Source organism: Kosakonia sp. (assembly GCF_032104925.1).
In the GTDB taxonomy this organism is placed as follows: Bacteria; Pseudomonadota; Gammaproteobacteria; order Enterobacterales; family Enterobacteriaceae; genus Kosakonia.
This window is the reverse complement of the sequence record NZ_DAMCGF010000003.1, coordinates 290,577-308,689: the sequence shown is the minus strand read 5'-3', so window position 1 is coordinate 308,689 and position 18,113 is coordinate 290,577. Positions and strand designations below refer to the sequence as shown.

General features: G+C 53.4%; 17 protein-coding genes. 15 read left to right on the top strand and 2 right to left on the bottom strand.

Features of this window, described 5'->3' with window-relative positions; translation table 11 throughout:
• A complete protein-coding gene (locus RT644_RS07735; RefSeq protein WP_313626307.1) occupies positions 1-585 on the bottom strand; it encodes an NUDIX domain-containing protein in 585 nt (194 codons plus the stop codon).
• 83 nt (positions 586-668) lie between these two features.
• Between RT644_RS07735 and RT644_RS07730 the strand changes: the two genes are divergently transcribed.
• Positions 669-1,424: a DeoR/GlpR family DNA-binding transcription regulator gene (locus RT644_RS07730; protein WP_313626306.1), complete on the top strand. Its 756-nt coding sequence runs from the start codon at positions 669-671 to the stop codon at positions 1,422-1,424.
• Positions 1,425-1,464: 40 nt separating this feature from the next.
• On the opposite strand, the gene RT644_RS07725 is transcribed toward RT644_RS07730, so the two are convergent.
• Positions 1,465-3,048: a TerC family protein gene (locus tag RT644_RS07725; RefSeq protein ID WP_313626305.1), complete on the bottom strand. Its 1,584-nt coding sequence runs from the start codon at positions 3,046-3,048 to the stop codon at positions 1,465-1,467.
• A gap of 693 nt (positions 3,049-3,741) precedes the next feature.
• On the opposite strand from RT644_RS07725, the gene RT644_RS07720 reads away from it, so the two are divergent.
• The 14 genes from RT644_RS07720 (at position 3,742) to cpsB (ending at position 18,016) form a co-directional block, all read left to right on the top strand.
• Complete coding sequence (locus RT644_RS07720) at positions 3,742-4,887, top strand: polysaccharide export protein (protein WP_044489412.1); 1,146 nt, start codon at positions 3,742-3,744, stop codon at positions 4,885-4,887.
• A 2-nt stretch (positions 4,888-4,889) separates the two neighbouring features.
• The gene (gene wzb / locus RT644_RS07715) at positions 4,890-5,333 is read left to right on the top strand and encodes a low molecular weight protein-tyrosine-phosphatase Wzb (RefSeq protein ID WP_020454314.1); all 444 of its coding nucleotides are present in this window, start codon (positions 4,890-4,892) and stop codon (positions 5,331-5,333) included.
• A gap of 2 nt (positions 5,334-5,335) precedes the next feature.
• Positions 5,336-7,504, top strand: a complete 2,169-nt coding sequence (wzc, locus tag RT644_RS07710; protein WP_045510702.1) for a tyrosine-protein kinase Wzc — start codon at positions 5,336-5,338, stop codon at positions 7,502-7,504.
• A gap of 103 nt (positions 7,505-7,607) precedes the next feature.
• Entirely contained in the window at positions 7,608-8,453 is an 846-nt protein-coding gene (gene wcaA, locus RT644_RS07705; protein WP_044489411.1) for a colanic acid biosynthesis glycosyltransferase WcaA, read from the top strand.
• Positions 8,453-8,944, top strand: coding sequence for a colanic acid biosynthesis acetyltransferase WcaB (gene wcaB, locus RT644_RS07700; RefSeq protein ID WP_020454311.1), 492 nt, complete (start codon positions 8,453-8,455; stop codon positions 8,942-8,944). Before wcaA ends, wcaB begins: the two co-directional genes overlap by 1 nt.
• The gene (gene wcaC, locus RT644_RS07695) at positions 8,941-10,158 is read left to right on the top strand and encodes a colanic acid biosynthesis glycosyltransferase WcaC (protein WP_020454310.1); all 1,218 of its coding nucleotides are present in this window, start codon (positions 8,941-8,943) and stop codon (positions 10,156-10,158) included. Before wcaB ends, wcaC begins: the two co-directional genes overlap by 4 nt.
• On the top strand, positions 10,133-11,353 hold the full coding sequence (wcaD, locus tag RT644_RS07690; protein WP_020454309.1) for a colanic acid polymerase WcaD: 1,221 nt from the start codon (positions 10,133-10,135) through the stop codon (positions 11,351-11,353). Before wcaC ends, wcaD begins: the two co-directional genes overlap by 26 nt.
• Before the next feature lie 13 nt (positions 11,354-11,366).
• Complete coding sequence (gene wcaE / locus RT644_RS07685; RefSeq protein WP_020454308.1) at positions 11,367-12,113, top strand: colanic acid biosynthesis glycosyltransferase WcaE; 747 nt, start codon at positions 11,367-11,369, stop codon at positions 12,111-12,113.
• 22 nt (positions 12,114-12,135) lie between these two features.
• Positions 12,136-12,690: a colanic acid biosynthesis acetyltransferase WcaF gene (gene wcaF, locus RT644_RS07680; RefSeq protein ID WP_017458487.1), complete on the top strand. Its 555-nt coding sequence runs from the start codon at positions 12,136-12,138 to the stop codon at positions 12,688-12,690.
• 26 nt (positions 12,691-12,716) lie between these two features.
• Positions 12,717-13,838 (top strand): GDP-mannose 4,6-dehydratase, encoded by a 1,122-nt coding sequence (gmd, locus tag RT644_RS07675; RefSeq protein WP_017458486.1) that lies wholly within the window; start codon positions 12,717-12,719, stop codon positions 13,836-13,838.
• Between the two features lie 2 nt (positions 13,839-13,840).
• A complete protein-coding gene (locus tag RT644_RS07670) occupies positions 13,841-14,806 on the top strand; it encodes a GDP-L-fucose synthase family protein (protein WP_045510692.1) in 966 nt (321 codons plus the stop codon).
• Positions 14,807-14,808: 2 nt separating this feature from the next.
• The gene (locus RT644_RS07665) at positions 14,809-15,282 is read left to right on the top strand and encodes a GDP-mannose mannosyl hydrolase (protein WP_020454306.1); all 474 of its coding nucleotides are present in this window, start codon (positions 14,809-14,811) and stop codon (positions 15,280-15,282) included.
• Positions 15,279-16,583, top strand: coding sequence for a colanic acid biosynthesis fucosyltransferase WcaI (wcaI, locus tag RT644_RS07660; protein ID WP_020454305.1), 1,305 nt, complete (start codon positions 15,279-15,281; stop codon positions 16,581-16,583). The genes RT644_RS07665 and wcaI overlap by 4 nt, the downstream gene beginning before the upstream one ends.
• On the top strand, positions 16,580-18,016 hold the full coding sequence (gene cpsB / locus RT644_RS07655; RefSeq protein ID WP_020454304.1) for a mannose-1-phosphate guanyltransferase: 1,437 nt from the start codon (positions 16,580-16,582) through the stop codon (positions 18,014-18,016). The genes wcaI and cpsB overlap by 4 nt, the downstream gene beginning before the upstream one ends.
• The last annotated feature ends 97 nt before the right edge of the window (positions 18,017-18,113 follow it).

The following is an 18,113-nucleotide window of genomic DNA, read 5'->3' as shown; positions in this document are numbered from 1 at the left end:
TTACAAAATGCCTTCCAGCGCTAGGTGCTGTAACAACATAATGGTTTTGCCGTCGGCAATCTCTCCGCTGCGGATAGCCGCCAGCGCGGCGCTAAAATCCATCTCTACCACTTCGATATCCTCGCCTTCATCTGCTAAACCGCCGCCATTGCTGATGCGCCGGCTGTCATCATATTCGGCGATAAAAAAGTGCAATTTTTCGCTGACTGAACCGGGGCTCATCCACGCTTCAAACACCTTTTGCACCTGCTCAAGGCGGTAACCGGTCTCCTCTTCTGCTTCCTGTTTTATGCGCTCTTCTGCGGCAAGCTCATCCAGTAAGCCGGCTGCCGCTTCCAGTAAAAAGCCGCTGTGCTGGTTAACGAATAACGGCAAGCGAAACTGCCGGGTGAGGATCACGCTGCGTTTGCTCAGGTTATACAGCAGGATCACCGCGCCATTGCCGCGATCGTAAACTTCGCGGCTCTGGCGTTGCCATTCGCCGTCTCTGCGACGAAAGTCAAAGGTGTACTTCGTCAGTTTGCCCCAGTCTTCGGATAAGGGTTTGGTCGCAATAATGCGTACTTGTGCATTTTCAGATGGCATATTCGCTCCTCAGGACGTAAGATCGCATCATAACGTGCACTTTCGTGCATTAACAAGATATTTCGTGCAATCAGGAGCACCTCATGCTGACCTCACAACGCAAACAACTGATCCTTGCCCGCCTCGCTGAAGAGGGACAGGTGCTGTCAAAAAATCTCAGTGAGCAGTTCGGCATATCAGAAGATACGGTGCGCCGCGATTTACGCGAACTGGCGGCGGAAGGGCGCTTGCAGCGGGTGCACGGCGGAGCGTTACCGGCATCGGCGGCGGTGGTCACCTTTTCCGAGCGACAAACATTGCAATCGGATGCCAAGCGGCGGATCGCGCAGAAAGGGGCAGAGCTGGTATCCCCCGGGCAGGTGGTGATGATCGATGGCGGCACCACTACCAGTGAGTTAATCCGTTTTTTCCCGGAAGATTTGCGCATTACGGTTGTCACCCACAGCCCGAGTATCGCTGTCGGGCTGGCACAACATCCGTTGATTAACGTGGTGATGATTGGCGGCCAGCTTTATAAACACTCTATCGTCAATGTCGGCGCGGCGGCGCTGGAGGGGATTGCTCGCGTGCGCGCCGATCTCTTTTTTATGGGGGTGACCGGCGTGCATGTTGAAGCGGGTTTAAGCACCGGTGATTTCGAAGAGTCGCGTATCAAGCATGCCATGGCGCAAAGGGCGGCGGAGACGGTGGTGCTGGCCTCGCCGGAAAAATTAAACACCGCTTCACCGTGGGTGATCGGCGATATCGGACTTATCAATACGCTGGTGGTCGATGCGCAAACCGATAGGCGCACGCTGGAGCCGTTTGCCCGGCGTGGTATTGCGATTGTCAAAGCGTAGGAAAGCAGGCGGGAATGGCCGGGGCGAACCCCGGCATGTTTTACACTTCGTAATCGAGATTATTGTCGCTGCCAAGCGGAATAAGCTGCACTTTTTGCACCCGGTGGCTTTCGACATCCAGCGTTTTTAGCAGGTAATCACCCACCTGAACCTCTTCTCCTGGCTGCGGAATGCGTTGCAGATACTCCATCAGCAGCCCGGCAATGGTGTGATACTCGCGTTTATCGTCGAGCGGCAGCGGTACATACTGCACCAGATCTTCAAGCGGCATATGGCCGTTCGCCGTCCAGCTACCGTCACTGTTTTTCTGAATATCGTGGCGAGCGTCAATCTCTTCGACTTCGTTGGGCAAATTGCCGGCGATGGTTTCCATCACATCGCTTAGAGTCACCACCCCTTCAACGGAGCCAAACTCATCCACCACAAACGCAAAGTGGGTACGGGCATTACGGAACTGTTCCAGCGCCTGCAACAACGGCAATCCTTCCGGGAACACCAGCGGTTGTCGCACCAGCACACGCAGATCGAGCGGTTCGCCGTGTAACGATTGCTGGAGCAGATCGAGGATATGCACCACGCCCAGCAGGGTATCATCCTCTTCGCCACCGGTAACCACCACGCGCGTATGCTGGTTTTTATCCAGCAGGGCACGGACTTCAGCTTCCGGCGCGCTCAGATCGATATGTTCAATATCGTGACGCGACGTCATGATGCTGCTCACCGTGCGCTGATTAAGATTCAGCACGCGCTCAATCATCCGCCGCTCCTGCGGGTTGAAAATCTGGCCATCGTCGCCGTCGCGCAGCATCGAGGCGGCATCGGCATCCAGCTCTGCATCTTCTTTACGCCCGCTCAGCAAGCGCATGACCGTTTCGGTGGTGCGCTGGCGCAGCGTTCGGTTGGCGAACAGAAAACGGCGGCGGTTGAAGATTGCCAGCTGGTTCAGCGCTTCAATCATGACCGAGAAGCCAATGGCGGCGTACAGGTAACCTTTCGGAATATGGAAACCAAAGCCGTCGGCCACCAGGCTGAAACCAATCATCAGCAGGAAGCTGAGACACAGAATAACAATCGTAGGATGTTTATTGACGAAGCGGGTGAGGGTTTTACTCGCCAGCAGCATCAGCGAAATGGCGATAACCACCGCCGCCATCATCACGGCCAGGTGATCAACCATCCCTACGGCGGTGATCACGGAATCCAGTGAGAAAACCGCGTCCAGCACAACAATCTGCGTCACCACGGCCCAGAATTTCGCGCCGCGCCGCTGCGTGGGGTTGTCGCTGTCTTTCCCTTCGAGGCGCTCGTTGAGTTCAACCGTTGCTTTAAATAACAGGAATAGCCCGCCCACTAACATGATTAAATCGCGGGCGCTGAAACTGAGGCCGCGTACGGTAAATAAAGGTTGGGTCAGCGTGACCAGCCAGGAAATTGAGGCCAGCAGCAGCAGACGCATCAGCATGGCGAGTATCAGACCGGTGACGCGCGCGCGGTCACGCTGTGCTGGCGGCAATTTCTCGGCGAGAATTGCAATAAAAACCAGGTTATCAATACCGAGCACCAGTTCAATCACTACCAATGTGACCAGACCAGCCCAGATTGACGGATCGGCAATCCATTCCATCGTTAACGTAACACCTTATGTGATATGACAATTGTCACAATGCGATCATGGATAAAGCTGAGATAAATTGCAATGTCAGCCTGCGATTTATCTTATTTTAGGTGGTTATTTAAAACGCTTTAAATGTTATTTCCTTATTGTTTCTGGGATTAACTATCACTATTTAAATATGGAAAATAAGAAAAGTCGCATGGGTAATACCATGTCAGTTTTTTGTCAATATGCGGTAAATCCTAAAAAGCTAAAATTTTGGTCTTAATATTATTCTTAAAAAGATGTTTATCTCTGAATGTCGCCTTGCCTGCTATTCGCTTAGCTGCAACAATTCCTCCAGCATCGTTCAAATATACCAGCGTCTTTATTTTCAGCATTGTTAATCAGTGCGAAAGCCGGTACCTGCCGTATTTTATCTGGTTGGCAAATAGCGCCACCAGAAAGAGGATGTAATGGATGACTATCAATGACTTAGCGTCAATCAGTGAATTGGTAACTGAAAGCCAGGGGCGGTAGCGTGCCTGCGGGTATGTCAATCAGCCTGGATTATTCTGTAATCGCATGTGGTTGAATAAACGCTTTTTAGGACTGATGCCAGTTATATTTCTCAAGAATTAACTGCATTCTGAATCTGTGTACAGCTTGAGCGCTTATTTAAATCGCACAGGATAATTACTCTGCCAAAGTGATAATTAATCAATGATGAAATCTAAAACGAAATTGATGCCATTATTGGTGTCCATTAGCTTGATGAGTGGCTGCACCGTCTTCCCCGGGAGCAATATGTCTACGATGGGAAAGGATGTGATTAAACAGCAGGATGCTGATTTTGATATAGACCGTATGGTGAATGTCTATCCATTAACCCCACGTCTGATTGAACAATTGCGCCCGCGCAACAATGTTGCTCAACCGAATATGTCACTGGATCAGGAGATTTCCGCCTACCAGTACCGCGTTGGCCCAGGGGATGTGCTGAACGTAACCGTGTGGGATCACCCGGAACTCACCACGCCAGCCGGTCAGTATCGTAGTTCGAGCGATGCCGGTAACTGGGTACAACCCGATGGCACCATGTTCTATCCGTATGTCGGCAAGATCCACGTTGCCGGTAAGACGCTGAATGAGATCCGTAGTGATATTACCAGCCGTTTAGCGACCTATATTGCTGACCCGCAGGTGGACGTTAATATCGCCGCGTTCCGCTCGCAAAAAGCCTATATCTCCGGCCAGGTGGCGAAATCTGGTCAGCAGGCGATCACCAACGTACCGCTTACCGTTCTTGACGCGATCAATGCCGCAGGTGGTCTGACCGACAGCGCAGACTGGCGCAACGTCGTGCTGACACACCAGGGCCAGGAGCAGCGCATTTCACTGCAGGCGCTGATGCAAAACGGCGATCTCAGCCAGAACCGTTTGCTCTACCCCGGCGACATTCTGTTTGTTCCGCGTAATGACGATCTGAAAGTGTTCGTGATGGGCGAAGTGAAAAAACAGAGCACGCTCAAAATGGACTTCAGCGGCATGACGCTGACCGAAGCGCTCGGCCAGGCCGAAGGTATCGATCTGACCACCTCCAACGCCAGCGGCATTTTTGTTATTCGTCCGCTCAAAGGCAACGAAAGTGGCCGTGGCAACAAGATCGCCAACATCTACCAGCTCGATATGTCGGATGCCACATCGCTGGTTATGGCAACGAACTTCCGTCTCCAGCCGTATGACGTGGTGTATGTCACGACTGCACCGGTTGCGCGTTGGAACCGTCTTATCAACCAGTTGCTGCCGACAATCAGTGGCGTTCGCTACATGACCAACACGGCCAACGACATCCAAAATCTGCAATGACTATGTTCAACAAAATTCTGGTGGTATGCGTGGGGAACATTTGCCGTTCCCCGACGGCAGAACGGCTGCTGAAAAAATACCAGCCCGCTTTAACGGTGGCGTCAGCCGGGCTGGGCGCGCTGGTTGGACGTAGCGCGGACGCCAACGCCGTGAGTGTGGCGGCGGATCATCAACTCTCTCTGGAAGGGCATTGCGCGCGACAAATTACCGGGAAAATGTGCCGCGAATACGACCTGATTCTGGTGATGGAAAAACGTCATATTGCCCGCCTGTGCGAGATTGCCCCGGAAATGCGTGGAAAGGTCATGTTATTTGGCCACTGGGATAACGAGCGGGAGATCCCCGACCCGTATCGCAAAAGTCGTGAAGCTTTTGAAGCTATTTACACCTTACTTGACCAGTCTGCCCGCCATTGGGCGCAGGCATTGCAAGCTCAGCAGGGATAATAATGACAGAGAAAACACACCATTCGCATTCTGCTGCCCCGGCGGTGGGCAACGACGAAATCGATATTGGCCGTTTGCTCGGCACAATCATTGAAGCTCGCTGGTGGGTGCTGGGCATCACCTCGGTCTTCGCACTGATTGCTGTTGTCTACTGCCTGTTCGCCACCCCCATTTACAGCGCTGACGCGCTGGTGCAAATCGAGCAGAACACCGGAAGTTCGCTGGTACAGGATCTGAACAGTGCGCTGTCGAACAAGCCACCGGCGTCGGACGCGGAAATCCAGCTTATCCAGTCACGCCTGGTACTGGGTAAAACCGTTGACGATCTCGATCTGGATATTTCGGTAGTCAAAAACACCTTCCCGCTGTTTGGCGCAGGGTGGGATCGCCTGATGGGACGGCAGAACGAGACGGTGAAAGTCACCACGTTCACGCTGCCCAAAGGCATGAACGATCAGACCTTCACATTAAAAGTACTTAGCCCGAAACAGTATCTGTTAAGCAGCGACGGCGGTTTTGAAGCGCGCGGCGAAGTAGGGCAACAGCTCAGCAAGCAAGGCGTCACCATGATGGTGAGTGCCATTCAGGCCTCGAATGACAGCGAGTTCACCGTGACCAAGTTTTCTACGCTTGGCATGATTAACAACCTTCAAAACAACCTGACGGTAACCGAAAACGGCAAAGACACCGGCGTGCTGAGCCTCACCTATACCGGCGAAGACCGTGATCAGATCCGCGCCATTCTGGACAGCATCACGCGCAACTACCTTGAGCAAAACATTGAGCGCAAATCCGAAGAAGCGGCCAAAAGCCTGGTCTTCCTCGATAAGCAACTGCCGGAAGTGCGCAAAAACCTCGATGAGGCCGAGGAAAAACTGAACACCTACCGTCAGCGCAAAGACTCTGTCGACTTGCCGCTGGAAGCGAAATCGGTGCTCGATTCGATGGTCAACATCGACGCGCAGTTGAACGAACTGACTTTCCGCGAAGCCGAAATCTCCAAGCTCTATACCAAAGCGCACCCGGCGTACCGCACCCTGCTGGAAAAACGTAAAGCGCTGGAAGATGAGAAAGCGAAGCTGAACGATCGCATCACCGCAATGCCGGAAACGCAGCAGGAGATTGTTCGCCTGACGCGCGATGTCGAATCAGGCCAGCAGGTTTATATGCAGTTGCTGAACAAACAGCAGGAGCTGCGTATCACCCAGGCGAGCACCGTTGGCGATGTGCGTATCGTCGACCCGGCCATTGCACAACCGGGCGTACTGAAGCCGAAGAAAGCGCTGATCATTCTTGGCAGCATTATCCTGGGCCTGATTGTTTCGGTGGTCGGTGTGCTGCTGCGCTCGCTGTTTAACCGCGGCATCGAAAGCCCGCAAGTGCTCGAAGAACAGGGCATCAGCGTTTACGCCAGCATTCCGCTGTCGGAATGGCAAAAAGCGCGCGATAGCGTCAAAACCATCAAAGGGGTTAAACGCTATAAGCAGAGCCAACTGCTGGCGGTGGGGAATCCGACGGATCTGGCCATCGAAGCGGTGCGCAGCCTGCGTACCAGCCTGCACTTCGCCATGATGCAGGCTAATAACAACGTGTTGATGATGACCGGGGTCAGCCCGTCAATCGGTAAAACCTTTGTCTGCGCCAACCTGGCCGCGGTGATTAGCCAGACCAATAAACGCGTGCTGCTGATCGACTGTGACATGCGTAAAGGCTACACCCACGAACTGCTGGGCACCGACAACGTGAATGGCCTGTCTGAAGTGCTGGCCGGGAAGGGCGCTATCGAAAATTGCGCGAAGCCGACCTCTATCAGCAACTTTGACCTTGTACCGCGCGGTCAGGTGCCGCCAAACCCATCTGAACTGCTGATGAGCGAACGCTTCAGTCAGCTGGTGAAATGGGCCAGCAGCCACTATGACCTGGTGCTGATCGATACCCCGCCGATCCTGGCGGTAACGGATGCGGCAGTCGTGGGGCGCCATGCAGGAACCACGCTGATGGTGGCGCGTTACGCGGTGAATACGCTCAAAGAGATCCAGACCAGCCTGAGCCGCTTCGAGCAAAACGGTATTCAGGTGAAAGGGGTGATCCTGAACTCGATTTTCCGCCGCGCGACCGGCTACCAGGATTACGGCTACTACGAGTACGAATACAAGTCCGATTCAAAATAACCAGACCTTACCTCTATCCCTCAACGCGCTGCGCCTTTTCCCTGACGGGAAAAGGCGGCAGTAAGGGCGAAAGCGGCATGTTGAACGCATTAGGGAACGCATCATGAGTACAACAGCAAACCCATTAATTTCAATTTATATGCCAACCTGGAACCGGCAACAGCTGGCGATCCGCGCGATTAAATCGGTGCTGCGCCAGGATTACCCGCACTGGGAAATGATCATTGTTGATGACTGCTCCGCAAGCTTCGAGCAGTTGCAACAGTTTGTTGATGAGCTGGGCGACCCGCGTGTCAGTTACACGCGCAACGCCTTTAACTCCGGAGCCTGCGCGGTGCGCAACCAGGCGATTTTGCAGGCGAAAGGCCAGTACATTACCGGTATTGACGATGACGATGAATGGACGCCAAACCGCCTGTCCGTTTTTCTGGCGCACAAACATCTGCTTAATACCCGCGCCTTTTTGTACGCCAACGATTATGTCTGTCAGGGCGAAGTCTATTCGCAACCGGCGAGCTTGCCGCTGTACCCGAAATCGCCGTTCTCGCGCAAGCTGTTCTACAAGCGCAACATCGTTGGCAATCAGGTTTTCACCTGGGGCTGGCGTTTTAAAGAGAGCTTGTTTGATACCCAACTGAAGGCGGCACAGGATTACGACATTTTCCTGCGAATGGTCGAGGAGTACGGCGAGCCTTGGAAAATCGAAGAAGCCACGCAGATCCTGCACATTAACCACGGTGAAATGCAGATCACTTCTTCACCGAAGAAGTTTTCCGGCTACTTCCACTTTTATCGTAAGCACAAAGACAAATTCGATCGCGCCAGCAAGAAATATCAGCTGTTTACCCTCTACCAAATTCGCAATAAGCGGATGAACTGGCGCACCTTGTTGACGCTGTTTTCTCTGCGTAACGGTAAGCGTCTGGCTGATGGGTTGCGGGGGAAATAATGCGTCTGGAAGATTTTCGCGCTAATCACTGGAATTTGCGCCCGTGCTGCATGGTTGCGGCGTACCGCATTGCCCATTTTTGCTCCGTGTGGCGCAAAAAGCATGTCATCAACAATCTCTGGGCCGCACCCGTCATTTTGTTGTACCGCTTTGTCACGGAATGCCTGTTTGGCTATGAAATTCAGGCCGCCGCGACGATTGGTCGCCGCTTTACCATCCATCATGGCTATGCGGTGGTGATCAATAAAAATACCGTCGCCGGGGATGATTTCACCATTCGTCATGGTGTCACTATCGGCAACCGTGGGTCCGATAGCATGGCCTGCCCGGTGATTGGCAACAATGTTGAACTGGGTGCCAACGTGGTGATGATTGGCGATATCACCATTGGTAACAACGTCACCATTGGCGCGGGTAGCGTGGTGCTCGACAGCGTGCCGGACAACGCGCTGGTGGTCGGCGAGAAAGCGCGCGTGAAGGTGATTAAATGAATATTTTGCAATTTAACGTGCGCCTTGCAGAAGGCGGTGCCGCAGGAGTTGCGCTCGATTTACATCAGCGCGCGCTGCAACAGGGCATTTCATCACGTTTTATTTACGGCTATGGCAAAGGCGGCAAAAAAAGCGTCAGCCACGACAACTATCCGCAGGTCTATAAACAGACGCCACGTCTGACTTCTATCGCTAATCTGGCGCTATTTCGCCTGTTTAACCGCGATGTTTTCGGCAACCTGAATAATCTCTATCGCACCGTGACCCGCACGGATGGCCCGGTGGTATTGCATTTCCATGTGATGCACAGCTACTGGCTGAACTTGCATGAACTGGTGACGTTTTGCCAGAAGGTGAAAGCGCACAAACCGGATGTCACTTTTGTCTGGACGCTACATGATCACTGGAGCGTGACCGGGCGCTGTGCCTTTACCGATGGCTGTGAAGGCTGGAAAGAGAATTGCCGCAAATGCCCGACGCTGTCGAACTACCCGCCGGTGAAGGTTGACCGCGCGCATAAACTGGTCGACAGCAAGCGTCAGTTATTTAACGACATGCTGGCGCTCGGCTGCCAGTTTATCTCTCCCAGCCAGCACGTGGCGGACGCCTTTAATAGCCTGTATGGCGCCGGGCGCTGCAGCATTATCAATAACGGCATTGATGTGGCGACAGAAGCGATTCTGGCCGAGCTGGCTCCGGTGAAAGTGACGCAAGGTAAACCGAAGATTGCGGTGGTGGCGCACGATCTACGCTATGACGGGAAAACCAACCAACAACTGGTACGCGACATCATGGCGATGGATGACCGTGTGGAGCTGCATACCTTCGGTAAGTTTTCCCCGTTTGAGGGCAGCAATGTCATCAACCACGGTTTTCTGACCGATAAGCGCAAATTGATGAGTGAACTCAACGAGATGGATGCGCTGGTTTTTAGCTCTCGCGTGGATAACTATCCGCTGATTCTGTGCGAAGCGTTATCTATCGGTGTGCCGGTGATTGCCACCCACAGCGATGCGGCACGCGAAGTGTTGCAGAAGTCGGGCGGGAAAACGTTCAGCGAGCAGGAGGTGTTGCCGCTGGTGCAGTGCCATAAAGCCGACATTGCCCAGGCGGTATTTGGCGAAAGCCTTGACGCGTTCCGCGCGCGCAGCCGCCAGGCGTACAGTGGTCAACAGATGCTGGAGGAGTATGTCTCATTCTATCAAGGTCTGTAGCTACCTCCTGCTGCCGCTCATTTACCTGCTGGTTAACGTCAAACTCCTCCAGTTAGGAGAGAGTTTTCCGATCACTATCGTGACGTTTTTGCCAGTGCTGCTGTTGCTCTATGTTGAGCGCATCAGTGTAAAAAAACTGATGATAGCGCTGGGAGCCGGGGCAGGGCTGACGCTGTTTAACTTCATTTTTGGTAAGTCGCTGGACGCCAGTAAATATGTCACCTCGACGATGTTGTTCGTTTATATCGTGATCATCATCGGCATGGTGTGGAGCATCCGCTTCAAAACCATTTCACCGCATAATTACCGTAAGATCTTGAGATTTTTCTATGCGGTAGTGGCATTCGTGGTGCTGCTGGCGGCGATGGAAATGGCGCAGATTATCCTCACTGGCGGCAGCAGTTTAATGGAGACGATTTCGAAATATCTCATCTATAGCAACAGTTACGTGCTGAATTTTATCAAGTTCGGCGGTAAACGTACTACGGCGTTATATTTCGAACCGGCATTCTTCGCTCTGGCGTTAATCTCAATTTGGCTCAGCATCAAACAGTTTGGTATCAAAACGCCGAAGACCGATGCTATGATTTTGGCAGGGATAGTTCTTTCGGGATCGTTCTCAGGGGTAATGACATTTATCCTGTTTTATCTGCTGGAATGGGCTTTCCAGTATCTGAACAAAGAGGCGATCCGTAAAAAGTTACCATTAGCAATTATTTCACTGGCAGTCTTTATTGTTGGCGTTGTATTTGCTTTTCCATATATCGCAGAACGAATCGGCGATTTAGGTACGGAAGGCTCTTCCTCGTATTATCGAATTATCGGTCCGCTGGTGATGGTGGGATATTCACTGACCAATATTGATGGTGTAGTAAGATTTGGCTCACTTTACGAATATGTCGCATCATTCGGAATCTTTAACGGTGCGGACGTCGGGAAAACAATAGACAATGGGTTGTATCTGCTGATCATTTATTTTTCATGGTTTGCGGTATTACTGACCGGATGGTATCTGTTTAAAGTTGGGAAAATGACGATAAATGCCTTTGGCAACAATCAGAATTTTCGCGTTCAACTTTATCTGTTCACTCCGATATCGTTGTTTTTTACGGGGTCTATCTTTAGCCCGGAATATGCGTTTTTAATTGTTTGTCCGTTTATTCTGCGCAAAGCGTTGAATATCGCGGCTACATAAAGAGGTGGGTCAAATGCTGCTAAGTGTTATTACTGTCGCGTTTCGTAATTATGAAGGTGTGATGAAAACCTGGCAGTCGCTGGCTCACCTGGCGAAAGCGCAAAATATTGAATTCGAATGGATTGTGGTTGACGGCGGTTCTCAGGATGGTACTGAGGAATTTCTGAAAAACCTCAACGGTCAGTACAATTTACGCTATATCAGCGAACGCGATAAAGGCATCTATGATGCTATGAATAAAGGGATCGATATGGCCGCAGGACGCTTTGCGCTGTTTCTTAATTCCGGCGATATTTTCCATGAAGAAATTGTGGATGTTGTTCGTCAGCTGAATGATGAGCAAGAAAACGCAATGTATATTGGCGATGCGCTGCTGGATTTCGGTGATGGCACAAAAATACGTCGTGGCGCAAAACATGGCTGGTATATTTACCACAGCTTACCGGCCAGCCATCAGGCTATATTTTTCCCGGTAAATGGTCTGAAAACTTACCCCTACGATCTGCAATATAAAGTCTCTTCCGATTACGCATTAGCCGCCAGAATGTTTAAAGCGGGTTTCCCGTTTAAACGTTTGAAAGGCCTTGTGTCTGAATTTTCGATGGGCGGCGTATCAACGTCTAATAACCTTGAATTATGTCAGGATGCTCGCAATGTGCAGCGTAAAATATTACGCATGCCGGGCTTCTGGGCACAGTTGTCTTATATGTTGCGTTTACGGACGACCGGCAAAACGAAAGCCTTATATAACAAAGCATAACGCTCAGATATAAGGAAAAACGATGCAGGATTTAAAAGGATTCTCCGTGCCGAAAGGTTTTCGGGGCGGCAACGCTATTAAGGTTCAACTGTGGTGGGCGGTTCAGGCGACATTATTTGCCTGGTCCCCGCAGGTGCTGTATCGCTGGCGCGCATTCCTGTTGCGCTTATTTGGCGCAAAGGTTGGAAAAGGCGTGGTTATTCGTCCATCGGTAAAAATTACTTATCCGTGGAAATTAACATTAGGCGATTACAGCTGGGTAGGAGATGACGCAGTGTTATACACGCTGGGTGATATTTCTATCGGTGCGAATTCAGTGGTTTCTCAGAAATGTTATTTGTGCACCGGCAGTCACGATTATATGAGCGCGCATTTTGATATTAACGCGACGCCAATCGTGATTGGTGAGAAGTGCTGGCTGGCGACAGATGTGTTTGTCGCGCCGGGCGTCTCCATCGGCGACGGGACGGTAGTCGGTGCGCGCAGCAGTGTTTTTAAATCGCTTCCGGCAAATGTGATTTGCCGTGGCAATCCCGCAGTGGTGACGCGCGAACGCGTTGAAAAGGTAACTCCCTGAACTGGGACTATTGAGGAAAATAAATTATGTCTAAAGTCGCTCTCATCACCGGCGTAACCGGGCAAGATGGCTCTTATCTGGCTGAACTGCTTCTGGAGAAGGGTTACGAAGTTCACGGCATTAAACGCCGCGCTTCCTCATTCAATACCGAGCGTGTGGATCACATCTATCAGGATCCGCACACCAGCAACCCGAAATTCCATCTGCACTACGGTGACCTGACCGATACCTCCAACCTGACGCGTATCCTGCAGGAAGTGCAGCCGGATGAAGTCTACAACCTGGGTGCGATGAGCCACGTGGCTGTGTCGTTCGAATCCCCGGAATATACCGCCGACGTTGATGCCATGGGTACGCTGCGTCTGCTGGAAGCCATTCGCTTCCTGGGTCTGGAGAAGAAAACCCGTTTCTACCAGGCGTCCACTTCTGAGCTGTACGGCCTGGTGCAGGAAATCCCGCAGAAAGAGACCACGCCGTTCTATCCGCGCTCTCCATACGCGGTTGCCAAACTGTACGCGTACTGGATCACCGTGAACTACCGTGAATCCTACGGTATGTACGCCTGCAACGGCATTCTGTTCAACCACGAGTCTCCGCGCCGCGGCGAAACCTTCGTGACCCGCAAAATTACCCGCGCTATCGCCAACATCGCTCAGGGTCTGGAATCCTGCCTGTACCTCGGCAACATGGACTCCCTGCGTGACTGGGGCCATGCCAAAGATTACGTGAAAATGCAGTGGATGATGCTGCAACAGGAAAAACCGGAAGACTTCGTTATCGCTACCGGCGTGCAGTACTCCGTGCGTCAGTTCGTCGAAATGGCGGCGGCACAGCTGGGTATCAAACTGCGCTTTGAAGGCACCGGCGTGGAAGAGAAAGGCATTGTTGTTTCCGTGACCGGCCATGACGCACCGGGCGTGAAACCGGGCGATGTGATTGTCGCCGTTGACCCGCGTTACTTCCGTCCTGCTGAAGTGGAAACCCTGCTGGGCGACCCGAGCAAAGCGCACGAAAAACTGGGCTGGAAACCGGAAATCACCCTGCAGGAGATGGTCTCTGAAATGGTGGCAAAAGATCTGGAAGCAGCGAAAAAACACTCACTGCTTAAGGCCCACGGTTACGAGGTTGCCATCGCGCTGGAGTCCTGAGCATGACCAAACAACGTGTTTTTGTGGCTGGCCATCGCGGGATGGTGGGGTCAGCCATCGTACGGCAGCTCGAACAGCGGGCGGATATCGAACTGGTGCTGCGTTCCCGCGAGGAGCTGAACCTGTTAGATAGCGCGGCTGTGAATGCGTTTTTCGCCAGTGAGCGTATCGACCAGGTTTACCTGGCGGCGGCGAAAGTGGGCGGTATTGTGGCGAACAATACCTACCCGGCGGACTTCATCTACGAAAATATGATGATTGAGAGCAACATCATTCACGCCGCGCACCAGAACGACGTGAACAAACTGTTGTTCCTCGGTTCGTCCTGCATCTACCCGAAACTGGCTCACCAGCCGATTGCGGAAAGTGAGCTGTTGCAGGGGACGCTGGAGCCGACCAACGAGCCGTACGCGATTGCCAAAATCGCCGGTATTAAGTTGTGCGAATCCTACAACCGTCAGTATGACCGTGATTACCGCTCGGTGATGCCGACCAACCTGTACGGGCCGCACGACAACTTCCACCCGAGCAACTCGCACGTTATTCCTGCGCTGCTGCGCCGTTTCCACGAAGCGACGCAGGAAAATGCGCCGGATGTGGTGGTGTGGGGCAGCGGCACGCCGATGCGTGAATTCCTGCATGTGGATGATATGGCCGCGGCCAGCATTCATGTTCAGGAGCTGGCGCGCGAAGTGTGGCAGGAGAATACCGAACCGATGCTGTCGCATATCAACGTCGGCACCGGCGTGGACTGCACCATTCGTGAACTGGCGCAAACCGTGGCAAGCGTGGTCGGTTACAAAGGTCGCGTGGTGTTTGACGCCACCAAACCGGACGGCACGCCGCGCAAACTGCTGGATGTGACCCGCCTGCATCAGCTTGGCTGGTATCACGAGATCTCACTGGAAGCGGGGCTTGCCAGCACCTACCAGTGGTTCCTTGAAAACCAGCACCGGTTCCGGGGGTAAGTATGTTTTTGAGTCAGGAAGATTTTGCCACGGTGGTGCGTTCAACCCCGCTGATTTCCATCGATTTGATCGTGGAGAACTCACGCGGCGAGTTTTTACTCGGTAAGCGCACTAACCGTCCGGCCCAGGGATACTGGTTTGTGCCGGGCGGACGCGTGCAAAAGGACGAGCCGCTGGCGGCCGCTTTCGAGCGACTGACTCAGGCGGAACTGGGACTGCGCCTGCCGATGTCGGCAGGCGAGTTTTACGGCGTCTGGCAGCACTTCTATGACGACAACTTTTCCGGCCCGGATTTCACCACGCATTACATTGTGCTGGGCTTCCGCCTGCGTGTGGATGAGGACACCCTCGCGCTGCCGACGGAGCAGCACAATGATTACCGCTGGGGAACGCCGGAGTCGCTGATTGCCGACCCGCTGGTGCATGACAACAGCCGCGCCTATTTCCTCGACGCGCAGGGAGTACCGGGCTTATGAAAATCCTGGTCTATGGCATCAACTATTCGCCGGAGCTGACCGGGATCGGTAAGTACACCGGCGAAATGGTGGAATGGATGGCCCGTCAGGGCCATGACGTGCGCGTCATTACCGCACCGCCGTACTACCCGGAGTGGAAAGTGGGTGCGCATTACAGCGCCTGGCGCTGGCGCAAAGAGCAGGGCGTTGCCACCGTGTGGCGCTGCCCGCTGTATGTGCCCGCGCAGCCATCGACCTTAAAACGGCTGCTGCATCTGGGCAGCTTTGCCCTGAGCAGCTTCTTCCCGTTGATGGCGCAGCGTCGATGGAAACCGGATCGCATTATCGGCGTCGTGCCGACCCTGTTTTGTACGCCGGGCATGCGCCTGCTGGCAAAACTGAGCGGTGCGAAAACCGTGTTGCACATTCAGGATTACGAAGTCGACGCCATGCTGGGGTTAGGCATGGCGGGCAAAGGTAAAAACGGTCGCGTGGCGAAGCTGGCGACCGCCTTTGAGCGTAGCAACCTGCATAACGTTGACAACGTGTCGACTATCTCCCGTTCGATGATGAACAAAGCACGGGAAAAAGGTGTGGCTGCGGACAACATTATTTTCTTCCCGAACTGGTCCGAAGTGGCGCGTTTTCGCGATATCGACGACGGAGCCGTCGCGCAACTGCGCCGCACGCTCGGCCTGCCGGATGACAAAAAAATCATTCTTTACTCCGGCAATATCGGTGAGAAGCAGGGGCTGGAAAACGTCATTGAAGCGGCGGCCAAACTGCACCATCAGCCGTGGCTGTTTGTGATTGTCGGCCAGGGCGGTGGCAAGGCGAGGCTGGAAAAAATGGTCAGCGAGCGCGGGCTTCACAACGTGAAATTCTTCCCGTTGCAGCCGTACGACGCGTTGCCTGCCTTATTAAAAATGGGCGATTGCCATCTGGTGATCCAAAAACGCGGCGCGGCTGACGCGGTGCTGCCGTCCAAACTGACCAACATTCTGGCGGTCGGCGGCAATGCCGTCATTACCGCCGAAGAGAGTACCGAACTTGGCCAGCTGTGCCTGACCCAGCCTGGCATTGCGGTCTGCGTTGAACCGGAATCGGTGGACGCGCTGACCTGGGGCATTGAACGCGCACTGGCGATGCCCAAAAACAACACGGTGGCACGTGAATATGCCGAACGCACGCTCGAAAAAGAGAACGTGTTAAGCCAGTTTATTGCAGATATCAGCCCGGAGAATTCCACTCAGCCCGCACCAGCCCGCGAAAGCGTGCATGACGGTGAACTGAACTTCGATGGCAATGGGGATAAATCATGAGTCAAACACAACTCTATCCGGTCGTGATGGCCGGCGGCTCTGGCAGTCGTTTGTGGCCGCTGTCCCGTGTGCTTTACCCTAAACAGTTTCTCTGCCTGAAAGGCGAACTCACCATGTTGCAAACCACCATCTGCCGCCTGAACGGCGTGGAGTGCGAAAGCCCGGTGGTGATTTGTAACGAACAGCACCGCTTTATCGTCGCGGAGCAACTGCGTCAGCTGCACAAGTTGACCGAAAACATCATCCTCGAACCAGCAGGCCGCAACACGGCTCCGGCTATCGCGCTGGCGGCGCTGGCGGTAAAACGCCACAACCCGGATAGCGATCCGCTGATGCTGGTACTGGCCGCTGACCATGTGATCCAGGATGAAGAGGCGTTTCGCACGTCGGTACGCAATGCGATCCCTTACGCCGAAGCGGGCAAACTGGTGACCTTTGGTATCGTGCCGGATCTGCCGGAAACCGGGTATGGCTACATTCGCCGCGGCGCGGTTTCTGCCGGTGAAGTCGATGCGGTGGCGTTTGAAGTGGCGCAGTTTGTTGAAAAACCCAACCTCGAAACGGCGCAGGGTTATGTGGCAAGCGGCGAGTATTACTGGAACAGCGGCATGTTCCTGTTCCGTGCCGGTCGCTACCTCGAAGAGCTGAAAAAATACCGCCCGGATATTCTTGAGGCCTGCGAAAAAGCGATGGACGCCACCGACCCGGATATGGACTTTATCCGCGTCGATGAGGCGTCTTTCCTCGCCTGCCCGGAAGAGTCGATTGACTACGCGGTTATGGAACGCACCGCCGATGCGGTTGTGGTGCCGATGGACGCGGGCTGGAGCGATGTTGGTTCCTGGTCGTCGCTGTGGGAAATCAGCCAGCACACGCCGGAGGGAAACGTCCATCACGGCGACGTCATCACCCATAAAACCGAAAACAGCTACGTTTACGCCGAATCGGGGCTGGTGACGACCGTCGGAGTGAAAGATCTGGTGGTGGTGCAGACCAAAGATGCGGTGCTGATTGCCGACCGTAACGCCGTGCAGGATGTGAAAAAAGTGGTCGAGAAAATCAAAGCCGACGGGCGCCACGAACACCATATCCACCGCGAAGTCTACCGTCCGTGGGGCAAATATGACTCCATCGATTCCGGCGATCGCTACCAGGTAAAACGCATTACCGTGAAGCCGGGCGAAGGACTTTCCGTACAGATGCATCACCACCGCGCTGAACACTGGGTGGTGGTTGCCGGTACGGCAAAAGTGACGATTGATGGTGAGGTGAAACTGCTGGGCGAAAACGAATCTATCTATATTCCGCTCGGCGCGCGCCACTGTCTGGAAAACCCCGGGAAAATTCCGCTCGATCTGATCGAGGTGCGCTCCGGTTCGTACCTTGAAGAGGATGACATTGTGCGGTTTGCCGATCGTTACGGCCGTATTTAATTCCCGTGCCGGATAACGCGAACGTTATCCGGTTTATAAATTCAAATTAATCAACAAGATATGGCCATTTTACGGTCACGGCTGACTGTTGCCTGAA

What these genes read in the sequence shown, in the direction of transcription:
- RT644_RS07735 (WP_313626307.1), bottom strand. Translation starts at nt 585, where the DNA reads ATGCCATCTGAAAATGCACAAGTACGCATTATTGCGACCAAACCCTTA.
- RT644_RS07730 (WP_313626306.1), top strand. Translation starts at nt 669, where the DNA reads ATGCTGACCTCACAACGCAAACAACTGATCCTTGCCCGCCTCGCTGAA.
- RT644_RS07725 (WP_313626305.1), bottom strand. Translation starts at nt 3,048, where the DNA reads ATGGAATGGATTGCCGATCCGTCAATCTGGGCTGGTCTGGTCACATTG.
- RT644_RS07720 (WP_044489412.1), top strand. Translation starts at nt 3,742, where the DNA reads ATGATGAAATCTAAAACGAAATTGATGCCATTATTGGTGTCCATTAGC.
- wzb (WP_020454314.1), top strand. Translation starts at nt 4,890, where the DNA reads ATGTTCAACAAAATTCTGGTGGTATGCGTGGGGAACATTTGCCGTTCC.
- wzc (WP_045510702.1), top strand. Translation starts at nt 5,336, where the DNA reads ATGACAGAGAAAACACACCATTCGCATTCTGCTGCCCCGGCGGTGGGC.
- wcaA (WP_044489411.1), top strand. Translation starts at nt 7,608, where the DNA reads ATGAGTACAACAGCAAACCCATTAATTTCAATTTATATGCCAACCTGG.
- wcaB (WP_020454311.1), top strand. Translation starts at nt 8,453, where the DNA reads ATGCGTCTGGAAGATTTTCGCGCTAATCACTGGAATTTGCGCCCGTGC.
- wcaC (WP_020454310.1), top strand. Translation starts at nt 8,941, where the DNA reads ATGAATATTTTGCAATTTAACGTGCGCCTTGCAGAAGGCGGTGCCGCA.
- wcaD (WP_020454309.1), top strand. Translation starts at nt 10,133, where the DNA reads ATGTCTCATTCTATCAAGGTCTGTAGCTACCTCCTGCTGCCGCTCATT.
- wcaE (WP_020454308.1), top strand. Translation starts at nt 11,367, where the DNA reads ATGCTGCTAAGTGTTATTACTGTCGCGTTTCGTAATTATGAAGGTGTG.
- wcaF (WP_017458487.1), top strand. Translation starts at nt 12,136, where the DNA reads ATGCAGGATTTAAAAGGATTCTCCGTGCCGAAAGGTTTTCGGGGCGGC.
- gmd (WP_017458486.1), top strand. Translation starts at nt 12,717, where the DNA reads ATGTCTAAAGTCGCTCTCATCACCGGCGTAACCGGGCAAGATGGCTCT.
- RT644_RS07670 (WP_045510692.1), top strand. Translation starts at nt 13,841, where the DNA reads ATGACCAAACAACGTGTTTTTGTGGCTGGCCATCGCGGGATGGTGGGG.
- RT644_RS07665 (WP_020454306.1), top strand. Translation starts at nt 14,809, where the DNA reads ATGTTTTTGAGTCAGGAAGATTTTGCCACGGTGGTGCGTTCAACCCCG.
- wcaI (WP_020454305.1), top strand. Translation starts at nt 15,279, where the DNA reads ATGAAAATCCTGGTCTATGGCATCAACTATTCGCCGGAGCTGACCGGG.
- cpsB (WP_020454304.1), top strand. Translation starts at nt 16,580, where the DNA reads ATGAGTCAAACACAACTCTATCCGGTCGTGATGGCCGGCGGCTCTGGC.